We start from the raw sequence: 11,896 nt of genomic DNA, 5'->3' as shown, positions 1-11,896 counted from the left end.
GTGATCCGAACTCATCATGAACTACGCCATTGTCGGCGCAGGCCTCGCAGGTCTCACCGCAGCCTATGAGCTGAACAAGCACGATAGCTCCGCCCGTATCGATGTCTATGAGGCCTCCGACCGGCTCGGCGGCAAACTCTTCACGGTGCCTTTTGCCTCCGGGCCAACGGATATGGGAGCGGAGGCCTTTTTGAATCTGCGCCCAGACATCAAGGAGTTCGTGGAGGAGGTGGGGCTCAGTGAGGCGCTGCGCTACCCCTCCGGTTTGGAATCTCTGGTGTATTCCGGCGGCGAGCTTCACCACCTGCCGCGCGGTGGGGCGATGGGCATTCCCGCCACCTCCGCCGAGATTCGTGAGCTGATCTCCGAGGAGACGGCTGCGCGCATCGATGCAGAGGGCTCCCAGGAGCCGATTGACTGGACTGTGGGCCAGGACCTGAGCGTGGGCCAGCTGGTGCGGCAGCGCTATGGCGATGATGTGGTCGATCACGTGGTCAGCTCGCTGCTCGGCGGGGTGTATTCCTGCCAAGCCGATGATCTGGGAGTGCGTGCCACCATTCCGGCACTCGCAACCACCTTCGACGCCATGGCTGAGGCGGGGGAGAAGGTGACTCTTTCTGCGGCGGTGAAAAAGATGAACGAGCTGCGCGCCGCGGCCCGCGCCGCGCAGCAGGACGCCCCAGCGGCTGAGCCGGCGCCCATTTTCGCCACCTTCGATGGCGGCTATGCCACGCTCTACGAGACGCTGGCGGAGCGCTCCGGTGCCCGGATCTTCGTGGACGCCTTCATTACTGGTCTCCAGCGCGTCGAGGGCGGGCTGCGGCTCACAGGCGGTGAAGATCAGGTGTATGACAAGGTCATTCTGGCCACCCCGGCCCCCACCACCGCGCTGTTGCTCAAGCAGCACAACCCCCAGGCCGCGGCCGCAGCGCGGCAGGTGCAGCTGGCAGGCTCCGTAGTGGTGGGCATGAAGTTCGACGATGCCACTGGGCTGCCCGACAACTCCGGCATTTTGGTGGCTGCCGACGAGCCGCAGGTGCACACCAAAGCCTTCACTCTGTCGTCGAAGAAATGGCCGCACCTCGCCGCCCGCGGCGGGGCGCTGGTACGGGCCAGCTTTGGCCGCTTCGGGGATGATTCCTACCTGCGCACCGATGAGGATCAGCTGGTGGACTGGGCCCTAGATGATCTGCAGGCCATCACCGGCTTCGATGGCCGGGCCGCGGGCTTGAGCGAGATCTACACCCAGTACTGGTTCGGCGGTATTCCGCGCTATTCCCACACCCACCTGCGCACGGTGGCCGATGTGCAGGAGGCGCTGGCCGAGGATCCGGCCGTGGCCGTCACCGGTGCCTGGGTTGGCGGGGTCGGTGTGCCCGCGGTGGTCGCCCATGCGCGTGCCACTGCGCGTGCCCTGCTTGGCGTGGACTAACACCTAGGCGGTGGAGATGGGCGTCGATAAGCGCGATGCTGGAGACGTCTACAATGAAGCACATGACTTTTAGCACCTCGCACTCAGCTGAGTACTTTGATCGCGCGCAGAATCTCATCCCGGGCGGGGTGAACTCGCCGGTGAGAGCCTTTGGCTCCGTGGGAGGCCAAACCCGCTTCATTGACCATGCCCACGGCGCCACCCTGGTGGATGTGGACGGCAACGAGTATGTGGATCTGTTCTGCTCCTGGGGGCCGATGCTGCTGGGGCACAACCACCCAGCCATCGTGGAGGCAGTCAAGAAGGCCGTAGACAAGGGCCTGTCCTTCGGCGCGCCCACCGTGGCAGAGGTGGAGCTGGCGAAGTCTATTGTGGATCGCACCTCGGTGGAGGAGGTGCGCCTGGTCAACTCCGGTACCGAGGCCACCATGTCCGCCGTGCGGCTGGCCCGCGGCTATACCGGGCGGCCGAAGATCATCAAGTTTGAGGGCTGCTACCACGGCCACGTGGATGCCTTGCTGGCCGCTGCCGGCTCGGGCGTGGCCGATTATTCGCTGCCCGGCAGCCCGGGCGTGACCGGCGCCTCGGCCGCCGACACCATCGTGGTGCCCTATAACGACATTGAAGCGGTGCGCGCCGCTTTTGCTGCCCACCCAGAAGATATTGCCTGCGTGATCACCGAGGCCGCCGCCGGCAACATGGGCACGGTGGCCCCGCGGGAGGGCTTTAACCAGCAGCTCAAGGACCTGTGCGGCGAGTATGGCGCGCTGCTGATTATGGACGAGGTAATGACGGGCTTCCGCACCTCCTACCAGGGCTGGTACGGCGTGGACGGGGTGGCAGGCGATCTCACCACCTTCGGCAAGGTGGTCTCTGGAGGCCTGCCCGCCGCTGCTTTCGGCGGCCGCCGCGAGATCATGGAGTACCTCGCCCCAAACGGTCCGGTGTACCAAGCCGGAACGCTCTCCGGAAACCCGGTGGCGATGGCAGCCGGCAAGGCCTCGCTGGACAATGCCACCGAGGATGTCTACGAGACGGTGCGCGCCAACGCCGACCGGCTGGCCAGCCTCACCCACGAGGCCCTCAACGCCGCTGGGGTGGAGCACCACATTCAGCGCGCCGCCACCATGATGTCCGTGCGCTTCGCCGAGGGCGCGGGCCATAACTTCGCGGATATGCAGAGCGCAGACACCTTCCGCTACTCGGTCTTCTTCCACGCCATGCTGGACAATGGCGTGCACCTGCCGCCGAGCGTGTTCGAAACCTGGTTTGTCTCTACCGCGCTCACCGACCGTGACTTCGAGACCATCGAGAAGGCCCTCGGCGTGGCCGCCAAGGCTGCGGCCGCCGCCACGCGGAAGGACGGTGCCTAACGTGGCCCGCACCCCTGAGACCACCATTGTGCACCTCATTCGCCACGGCGAGGTGCACAATCCGGAGCGCATCTTATATGGCCGCCTACCCGGCTATCACCTCTCTGAGCGGGGCCGCGCCCAGGCGCAGGCCACCGCCTCCGCCTTCGCCGGCCATGATGTCACCCACCTCTATAGCTCGCCTTTGCAGCGCACCCGCGAAACCTCCGAGCCTTTCCAAGAGGTCACGGGGCTGCCAGTGCAGACTAATGAGGGGCTGTTGGAGGCGGGTAACCGCTTCGAGGGGCTGCGCATTAAGTCCTGGCGCTCCCAACTGTGGAATCCGGTGCGCTGGCCGCTGCTGGTGGATCCGCGCGTGCCCTCCTGGGGCGAGCCCTATGCCCACATCGCTGATCGCATGATGGACACCATCGCTGGGATCCGCGCCGAGGCCGCCGGACATGAGGCGATCGTGATCAGCCACCAGCTGCCCATTGTGTGCGTGCAGCGGCACGTGCAAGACCTGCCGCTCTATCACAACCCCGCCCTGCGGCAATGCTCGCTGGCGTCTGTGACCTCGCTGATCTTCCACGGCGAGCACATCATGGACATGCACTACACCGAACCCGCACGAGATCTATAAATATGCGCATTACTGCACTGATTGTGAGCCTGGTGGCCGCCGCCACCGCCCTCACCGCCTGCAGCACCGGCGATGATGCCGTGGCCGTGGGCGGCACCTTCTCCTTCGTTGCACCTGGCGGCGAAACCGATATCTACTATCCCGAGGACGAGCGTGCGCCGATCGGCACCCTCAAGGGGCCCTCGCTGATGGATGAGAACACAGAAATTTCCCTCGATGATTACGAGGGGCAGGTGGTGGTGCTCAACGCCTGGGGCCAGTGGTGTGCCCCGTGCCGTTCTGAGTCGGACGATCTGCAGCGGGTGCAGGAGGAGATCGAGCCCCGCGGCGGCACCGTGTTGGGGATTAATGTGCGCGATCCCAATGTGCAGCTGCCGCGGGATTTCGTCACAGACAACGGGGTGAGCTATCCCTCGATCTACGATCCGCCCTTCAAATCGGCCGTGGCGCTGGGCGGTTTTCCCGCCACAGTGATCCCCACTACCATCGTGCTGGATAAAGAGCACCGCCCCGCGCACGTGTTTTTGCGTGAAGTCACGGACACAGAGCTGCTCGAGGCAGTCAACCAAGAGCTTTAAGTAAAGGAGCGGCAGTGGACACCAACGCCGTCGCCGACCTCGTGGCCAGCGGGCCCCTCCTGTTGGGGCTGCTCGGCGCCGCCCTCGCGGGGCTCGTGTCTTTTGCCAGCCCCTGCGTGGTGCCGCTGGTGCCAGGCTATATCTCCTATCTCGCCAGCGTGGTGGGTGGGGATGTGCATTATGACGAGCGTGGCGGTACCGTGGCGCGCGGCTCGCGCGGGCGTGTGGCCGGGGCTGCAGGGCTATTCATCCTCGGCTTCACCCTCGTGTTCGTCCTCGCCACCGTGAGCGTGTTCGGCGCCATTCACGTCCTGACGGTGCAGGCCAGCACGCTGCAACGGGTGGGCGGAATCATCACCATCGTCATGGGCGTGGCCTTCATGGGCTATATTCCGGCCCTGCAAAAAGACACTCGGCTGCAGCCGAAGCGGGTGTCCACCTGGTTGGGTGCGCCCCTACTCGGCGGGGTGTTTGCACTCGGCTGGACGCCCTGTTTGGGCCCCACCTTGGCGGCGATTATTTCCGTGGCCGTCGGCACTGAGGGTGCCACCGCCGCTCGGGGAGTGGCGCTGATTATCGCCTATTGTCTCGGGCTGGGTGTGCCCTTTGTACTCGTGGCGCTTGGCTCGGCGCGGATGATCACCTCGGTGGAGTGGATGAAGCGGCACTCCCGCACCATTCAAAGAATCGGTGGCGCCCTGCTCATCGTGGTGGGCGTGTGCTTGGTCACGGGGCTGTGGGATAGCTTTATTAACGTGATCAGGCAGTGGACTGTCAGCTACGGCACCACGCTGCTCTAAGGCCGCGGAACAGACTCGTGTAAGGATAACGCTGAGTACCTCATGAATACCCTCAATCGCTATGTCGTTCGCGCATGGAACTGGCTCACCAGCATGCGCACCGCGCTCATCCTGCTTTTCCTGCTGGCCCTAGGCGCCATCCCCGGTGCCCTATTGCCGCAGCGCAGCCTGAACGAGTCCAAGGTGGATGAATACATTGCCACCAATGGTCGTATCGCCGAGATCTACGACAAGCTGCAGCTTTTCGACGTCTTCAGCTCCACTTGGTTCACCGCCATTTACGTGCTGCTGTTTGTGTCTTTGATCGGCTGCATTCTGCCGCGCAGCTGGGAGCACTACCAGGCTATGAAGCAGCCTCCGGTGCGTGCGCCGAAACGGCTGGAGCGACTCCCGCACCACTCCCGCGGCACCGTGGCCGCCAGCGAGGATGAGGTTCTTGCCGCCGCCCGCAGCTGCATGAAGGGCTGGCGGCTGAAGGAATACTCGGCGGAGCAGGACCGTATGGGCCAGCGTTCCCTCGCCGGGGAGAAGGGATATGCCCGCGAGCTGGCAAACCTGGTATTCCACCTGGGCCTGGTGGGCATGCTCATCACCATGGCATGGGGGCGGTTGAGCTACTACGAGGGCCAGGTGATCGTGGTGGCCGATACCGAGGAGTCGCAGTTCTGCAACACCGCGGTGGCTAACTATGACAGCTTCCGCCATGGCGCCACCTTCGATGGCACCAGCCTCAATCCTTTCTGCCTCGATGTGCATGACTTCACCGCCGACTATCTGCCCAACGGCCAAGCAGAGATGTTCCACAGCAATGTCTCCTGGGCCGAGGGCGATGAGGTGTATTCCGATCCCTCCACGTGGAAGGACTACGAGCTGCGGGTGAACCATCCGCTGCGCATCGCCGGCGATCGCATCTATTTGCAGGGCCACGGCTTCGCCCCCACCGTCACCGTCACCTGGCCCGATGGGGAAAGCCGCACCCAAACCCTGCAGTTCCGCCCCGATGATCCCACCTTCTTCCTTTCCTCGGGCGCGATGCGTTTCGACCCGCCGGCGGGCATGTATGAGGAGCTATCGGAGCGCCGCCAAAACCAGATTGCGATCGAGGGCCTCTTCGCCCCCACCGCCGCTTGGTCGGGAGAGAACAACGAGCTGCTGTCCTCGGCATTTCCCGCCATGCAGGATCCCGCCCTGGCTATCGATATCTACCGCGGCGACGCTGGGCTGGATACCGGACGCGGCCAATCCTTGTGGAGCCTAGACCCCTCCCTGGTGCACACCGGACAGTTGCAGAAGCTGGAGCGCGTGAACCTGCTGCAGGGCGATTCCGTGACCCTCGATGATGGCACCACCGTCACCTTCGACGGCGCCAAGGAATTTGTGAACCTTCAGATCAGCCACGATTCCACCCAGATCTGGGTGCTGATCACCACACTGATCACCCTGGGTGGGCTGGTGGGCTCGCTGGCCATTAAACGCCGCCGCATCTGGATTCGCGTGCACGCTGCTGATGGTGGCACCCACGTAGAGACCGGCGGATTGGCCCGCACCGACCGCGCCGGGTGGGGCGAGGAGCACGACGAGCTGGCCCGCGCCCTCTACGGGCTACCGGATCCGGACGATGAGGACTTTGATCCTGAGGTGGATGCCCGCCACATCAAGGGCTAAATTCGCCCCGCTGGGACCAGTGGGTGGAAGGGCAGGCTTGTATGAAATTGCCCTGAGGTTCGATACACTCTCACGAAGAATCAACTCTTGACGGGATAGGACGACTAGTGAATTCCCTGCCGGTTAATCAATCTGTAGCGACGTTCTCGGATCTCACCTTCGCCTCGGCGTTTGTGGTGTACTTCTTGGCGCTCGTGCTCGCGATCGTCTATTACGTCAAACACACCGCAGCCGTGGAAACCACGGTGGAGCAGAACCAATCCGCGCTCGTGGGTGCAGGTTCTGGCGGCTCCGCTGCAGGTTCGGGCAGCTCCGGTGTGGCCGCTGATGCCCCCACCGCCGATACGGAAGCAGCCTCCGCCGCTGAGAAGGCAGAGAGCCTCGAGGCGAAGGCCCAGCGCTTTGCCAACATGGCGCAGACCATGGTGTTCCTCGGTATTGTGCTGCACGGCACCTCCCTGGTGTTGCGCGGTATCTCCGCATCCCGCTTCCCCTTCGGCAACCTTTATGAGTACGTCTCGGTGATCACCTTCGGCACCATGGTGGTCACGGCGTTGATGATCACCTCCCGCGCCATCCCGGCCCTGTGGCCGTGGGTGCTGACCCCAGTGTTGGCACTGATGTTCTTCGGCGGCACCAAGCTTTACGCAGAGTCGGCGCCGCTGGTGCCGGCCCTGCAGTCCATGTGGTATCCCATCCACGTCTCCACCGTGGTCACCGGCGCCTCGATTTGCATGCTGTCTGGGGTGGGTTCCTTGGTGTTCCTTTTCCGTAGCCGGTTCCCCAAGGGCAAGGAACCCGCCTCCTTCCTCGGCCGGGTTGCTCGGCCGCTACCCGAGGCGAAGGTACTGGACCAGATCGCCTACAAGACCGCCATTTGGGCGCTGCCGATTTTTGGTCTGGGTATCGCCTTGGGTGCCATTTGGGCGGAATCGGCCTGGGGCCGTTTCTGGGGCTGGGATCCGAAGGAGACCATGTCTCTGGTGACGTGGGTGCTGCTGGCCGCTTATCTGCACGCCCGTGCTATCCCTTCTTTTAGCCGCGTGTTCTCCGCGTGGATCAACGTGGTGTGCCTGGCCACCATGGTGTTCAACCTGTTCTTCATCAACATGGTCACCTCGGGCCTGCACTCCTACGCTGGGCTGAATTAAAGCGTCGCGCTCTGAGCGAGAAAAGGACTCCATCGTGCACATCGTGGTCACCGGCGGCGCTGGTTTCATCGGCGCGAATTTCGTGCGTCGCACCCGGCTCACTCGCCCCGAGGTGGAGCGCATCACCGTGGTGGACGCGCTCACCTATGCCGCCAACGCAGATAGCCTCGCCGGCACGGATGCCCAGCTGGTGCAGGGCGATGTCTGTGATGAGCAGCTGATGCACGAGGTGCTTCACGACGCCGACCTCGTGGTGCACTTCGCCGCGGAAAGCCATAACGACAACTCCATCGACCACCCGGAGCTCTTTGCCCGCACCAATGTGGAGGGCACGGTGACCGTGGCCAAGTGCGCGGTGGCCCATGGGGTGCGCATGCACCACATCTCCACCGACGAGGTGTATGGGGATCTGCCGCTGGATACTGCGGAGATGTTCACCGTGGATACCCCGTATTGCCCCTCCTCGCCTTATTCGGCGTCAAAGGCCGCCAGTGATCACATGATCCGCGCCTTCGTGCGCTCCTTCGGGCTGCGCGCCACGATCTCTAATTGCAGCAACAACTACGGCCCTTATCAGCACCCCGAGAAACTCATCCCCCGCCAGATTCTCAAACTACTGCGCGGCGAGTCGGTGTTGCTCTACGGCGATGGCCGTAACGTACGCGACTGGATTCACGTGGATGACCACAACGATGCGGTGTGGCGGATCATCGATGCCGGCGAGATCGGCTCCACCTATCTCATTGGCGCCCACGGCCAGGCCTCCAATAGGCAGGTGGCGGAGCTACTGGTGGATATCATCGGCGGCGGGGACATTGAATATGTGCGCGATCGCCCTGGCCATGATCGTCGATACGCAATCGATCCCAGTTCCACCGAGGCCCTCGGCTGGAAGCCGCTACACACCACCCTGCGCTCTGGACTGGAGGAGACGGTGGAGTTTTATCGCAGCAACCCGCAGTGGTGGGAATCGGCCTATGCTCGCTCGGAGCAGCGCTACGCTGCCCGTGGCCTCTAGCTGGCAGAGGCGGCAGGGTGCCCCCAGATACCGGGCGCCACTACAGTAGTGCTTATGTTGAAAGAGCTCTCCACCCTGCCCAGTTTTTACACCGAGCCCACCGTGCACCCCGATGCGCGGGGCAGTTTCCACGAGTGGTTTAAGGCCTCCGAGTTCGAATCCTTCACCGGCCACCCCTTCGCCTTGCAGCAGGCGAACATGTCGGTCTCCCAGGCGGGGGTGCTGCGCGGGCTGCACTTCACCGCGGTTCCTCCGGGACAGCAAAAGTATGTCACCTGCGTTGCGGGAGAAATCTGGGATGTGCTGGTGGATGTGCGTGTTGGCTCCGATACCTTCGGCCGCTGGGAAGGGATCAGCCTCTCCGCGGAGAACCGCCGCTGTCTCTATATTCCGGACGGCTTTGCCCATGGCTTTGCCGCGGTGAGCGACGCGGTCGTCTGCTATCTCACCTCCTCGGAATACGATCCGAACGTGGATTATGGCATCGACCCGCTCGATAGCAGCCTGGGGATCGAATGGCCGGTCACCGAGCCGATTCTCAGCGATAAGGATCGCTCCGCCCCGGGACTCGACGAGGCGCGGGAATACCTGCCCACCGTCGAGGAGTGCGAGCAGCTGCTCAACGCCTATAAGGATGCGTGGGTGTTGGCTAACGAGGAAGCGCAGTAGTGAAGGGCATCATTCTCGCCGGCGGCACGGGCTCGCGGCTGTGGCCGATCACCCTCGGGGTGTCGAAACAGCTGGTGCCGGTGTATGACAAGCCCATGATTTACTATCCGCTGTCCACGCTAATGCTGGCAGGCATCGAGGATATCCTCGTGATCGTGGACCCGCGGGATGAGTCGCAGTTTCGACGCCTCCTCGGGGACGGCTCCCAGTTTGGGATCTCCCTGAGCTTCGCCACCCAAGACTCCCCGCGGGGCTTGGCGGATGCGTTCCGTATCGGCCGAGAGCACATCGGAGATGACAGTGTGGCGCTGATTCTGGGCGATAACATCTTCTATGGCGCCGGCCTAGGCACGCAGCTGCGCCGCTTTGCCGATGTGCAAGGCGGGGCCATCTTTGCCTACTGGGTGGCCGATCCCAGCGCCTATGGGGTGGTGGAATTCGACAGCGATGGCAATGCGCTGTCCCTGGAGGAAAAACCCGCCGATCCGCGCTCGCACTTCGCCGTGCCGGGGCTGTATTTCTATGACAACTCGGTGGTAGATATCGCCGCCGGTCTCAGCCCCAGCGCCCGCGGGGAGCTTGAGATCACGGACATCAACAACCACTACCTGCAGCAGCAGGCATTGCAGGTGGAGGTGCTGCCGCGCGGCACTGCCTGGCTCGATACCGGAACGCATGAATCATTGATGGATGCTGGTGATTTTGTGCGCACCATCGAGAAGCGCCAGGGGCTCAAGATCAGCTGTCCGGAAGAGGTGGCCTGGCGCATGGGGCTGATCACCGATGCAGATCTACATGCGCGGGCGCAGCAGCTGGATAAGTCCGGCTACGGCGCCTATTTGGCGGAGATTCTGCAGCGCGAGCACGCCGCAGCGGCCCGCGGCGCGCACTAGCTTAGGTGCCCGGTTGCTCCCCAAGATCGTCGCCTTCAGAGGCAGTGGGATCATCCGGTGGGGTGTCTGAGCCTTGGGAGCCGGTGCGGCGTTGCTCGCGGCGGCGGCGCTCAGCTGCCTCCTGTTCCTCGCGTTGACGCTGCTGTTCGCGGGCGCGGCGCTCTTTAAATTGGCGCTTTTCCAACTCCCAGAGAAACTCCTCATCATCATCTGGGCCTTTGATCACGGGGCGCTGCGGCTGCTGGATCTGTTGGCGACGCTTCCAACTCGAGGGCCCGAAGGCCTTCCAGATCAGCACTAGGGCGGCAATGATGAGAATGAGGACGATAAGACGACCCACTCGCTGACAACTCCGATCTCTTAGACACATGATGCGGGCTTGAACGTGTTCTTCCCCCAAGGATACGGCTACACTCAAACCTTGTGACTAGCAGGGTTGAAACGCACGCACCAGAGTTGGATACACAGCTACGTAACCGAGCGTGGAAAGACTCGGCGCTGTATGCCGGCGCCCGCATTGTGCTTTTTGCCGCGCTCACCGCGCTCATCAAGGGGGCCGCGGTGCTCATTGATTCGCCCGTGCCGTGGCTGATCTGCGCCCTGTTGGCATTGCTCGTGGCATTCCCGCTCTCGCTGTTGCTGTTCAGTAGCCTGCGCATGCGGGTAACGAGCGAGATGGCGCAGTGGGACGAGCAGCGCAAGGCCCACAAGAAGTGGGTGCAAGAAGAGCTCGCGCGGCGTTAAGCGCTAGGAGCCGGCCAGGGCCAGCATCACGGCCTGTACGAGGGAGAATACAAACATCCCCCGGCCAGTGAGCCCCAGCACTGGGATGAGTGCCGCACCGGTGGCGCCACCACGCACTGGGCGGGCGGCGGCGAGGAGGAAGGGCACGGCTGTAGCTGCCAGCAGGCTCCACCAGGTGGCAGCTATAGCGAGGGCCACCATTGCCACCAGCGGCACGGCAACGAGACCGCACCATAGGATGCGGGTGCGTCGATCGCCCAGCAGTACCGCCAGGGTGGTCTTGCCGCTCGCGCTATCGGAGGGGATATCGCGCAGGTTATTCGCCAGATTCACCGCGGCGGACAGCGCGCCGATGCTCACCGCCAGCAGCACGCCCACGCCACTGATGGCGCCCGACTGGGTGAATTCGGTGCCGAGCACCGCCACCAGGCCAAAGAAGACGAACACAGAGACCTCGCCTAGGCCGTGATAGCCATAGGGGCGGGTGCCGCCGGTGTAGAACCACGCCCCGGCGATACAGGCCGCGCCCACCAGAATCAGCCACCATGCGCTCATGATGGAAAGCACCACCCCAGCCGCGGCGGCCACGCCGAAGGCGCCGAAGGCGGCCCGCTTCACCTTCGCTGGGGCGGCCAGACCCGAGCCTGTGAGCCGCAGCGGCCCCGAGCGATGATCGTCGGTTCCGCGGATGCCATCGGAATAATCATTGGCGTAGTTCACGCCCACGATCAACGCCCACGCCACCAGCAGCGCCAGCAGCGCCCGGGGCAGGGAAGCCCCGTGGGCGTAGGCGGCCGCCCCCGTGCCGGCAATCACGGGGGCGAAGGCATTGGCCCAGGTGTGCGGTCGGGCTCCTTCGAGCCAATCGGCGGCGGTGGCGGTGGAGCGGGAGTTCTGCATAGCTATTATTTCTACCCCGCGGCTTAGCCGGCCACGGTGTTCGGGGTGGCC

13 protein-coding genes are annotated in these 11,896 nt (G+C 63.8%); 11 read left to right on the top strand and 2 right to left on the bottom strand.

All coding sequences use genetic code 11. The annotated features are described in order from the left end of the window. Positions 1–16: 16 nt before the first annotated feature. The 10 genes from CCICO_RS10420 to rfbA all read left to right on the top strand — a co-directional run bounded on the left by CCICO_RS10420 (position 17) and on the right by rfbA (position 10,201). Complete coding sequence (locus CCICO_RS10420; protein WP_018019506.1) at positions 17–1,432, top strand: protoporphyrinogen oxidase; 1,416 nt, start codon at positions 17–19, stop codon at positions 1,430–1,432. Positions 1,433–1,494: 62 nt separating this feature from the next. Further along, positions 1,495–2,805, top strand: coding sequence for a glutamate-1-semialdehyde 2,1-aminomutase (gene hemL / locus CCICO_RS10415; protein ID WP_018019505.1), 1,311 nt, complete (start codon positions 1,495–1,497; stop codon positions 2,803–2,805). Position 2,806: 1 nt separating this feature from the next. Beyond that, positions 2,807–3,427 (top strand): histidine phosphatase family protein, encoded by a 621-nt coding sequence (locus CCICO_RS10410; RefSeq protein ID WP_018019504.1) that lies wholly within the window; start codon positions 2,807–2,809, stop codon positions 3,425–3,427. Between the two features lie 2 nt (positions 3,428–3,429). Then, a complete protein-coding gene (locus tag CCICO_RS10405; RefSeq protein ID WP_018019503.1) occupies positions 3,430–4,005 on the top strand; it encodes a TlpA disulfide reductase family protein in 576 nt (191 codons plus the stop codon). A gap of 14 nt (positions 4,006–4,019) precedes the next feature. Beyond that, positions 4,020–4,805, top strand: coding sequence for a cytochrome c biogenesis CcdA family protein (locus tag CCICO_RS10400; protein ID WP_018019502.1), 786 nt, complete (start codon positions 4,020–4,022; stop codon positions 4,803–4,805). A gap of 42 nt (positions 4,806–4,847) precedes the next feature. Then, the gene (locus CCICO_RS10395; RefSeq protein WP_018019501.1) at positions 4,848–6,470 is read left to right on the top strand and encodes a cytochrome c biogenesis protein ResB; all 1,623 of its coding nucleotides are present in this window, start codon (positions 4,848–4,850) and stop codon (positions 6,468–6,470) included. A gap of 116 nt (positions 6,471–6,586) precedes the next feature. Beyond that, the gene (ccsB, locus tag CCICO_RS10390) at positions 6,587–7,621 is read left to right on the top strand and encodes a c-type cytochrome biogenesis protein CcsB (RefSeq protein ID WP_026161408.1); all 1,035 of its coding nucleotides are present in this window, start codon (positions 6,587–6,589) and stop codon (positions 7,619–7,621) included. Between the two features lie 34 nt (positions 7,622–7,655). Then, positions 7,656–8,639, top strand: coding sequence for a dTDP-glucose 4,6-dehydratase (gene rfbB / locus CCICO_RS10385; protein ID WP_018019499.1), 984 nt, complete (start codon positions 7,656–7,658; stop codon positions 8,637–8,639). Positions 8,640–8,693: 54 nt separating this feature from the next. Then, on the top strand, positions 8,694–9,308 hold the full coding sequence (rfbC, locus tag CCICO_RS10380; protein ID WP_018019498.1) for a dTDP-4-dehydrorhamnose 3,5-epimerase: 615 nt from the start codon (positions 8,694–8,696) through the stop codon (positions 9,306–9,308). Next, the gene (gene rfbA, locus CCICO_RS10375) at positions 9,308–10,201 is read left to right on the top strand and encodes a glucose-1-phosphate thymidylyltransferase RfbA (protein ID WP_018019497.1); all 894 of its coding nucleotides are present in this window, start codon (positions 9,308–9,310) and stop codon (positions 10,199–10,201) included. The genes rfbC and rfbA overlap by 1 nt, the downstream gene beginning before the upstream one ends. A 1-nt stretch (position 10,202) precedes the next feature. Here rfbA and CCICO_RS10370 read toward each other — a convergent pair whose 3' ends face one another. Further along, entirely contained in the window at positions 10,203–10,541 is a 339-nt protein-coding gene (locus CCICO_RS10370; RefSeq protein WP_018019496.1) for a hypothetical protein, read from the bottom strand. An 83-nt stretch (positions 10,542–10,624) separates the two neighbouring features. Here CCICO_RS10370 and CCICO_RS10365 point away from each other — a divergent pair, with 83 nt between their 5' ends. After that, positions 10,625–10,945 (top strand): DUF4229 domain-containing protein, encoded by a 321-nt coding sequence (locus tag CCICO_RS10365; RefSeq protein WP_040357562.1) that lies wholly within the window; start codon positions 10,625–10,627, stop codon positions 10,943–10,945. A gap of 3 nt (positions 10,946–10,948) precedes the next feature. Here CCICO_RS10365 and CCICO_RS10360 read toward each other — a convergent pair whose 3' ends face one another. Then, the gene (locus CCICO_RS10360; RefSeq protein WP_018019494.1) at positions 10,949–11,845 is read right to left on the bottom strand and encodes a 1,4-dihydroxy-2-naphthoate polyprenyltransferase; all 897 of its coding nucleotides are present in this window, start codon (positions 11,843–11,845) and stop codon (positions 10,949–10,951) included. Positions 11,846–11,896 lie beyond the last annotated feature (51 nt).

Source organism: Corynebacterium ciconiae DSM 44920 (assembly GCF_030440575.1).
Taxonomy (GTDB): domain Bacteria; phylum Actinomycetota; class Actinomycetes; order Mycobacteriales; family Mycobacteriaceae; genus Corynebacterium; species Corynebacterium ciconiae.
This window is presented reverse-complemented; position numbering and strand designations above follow the sequence as displayed.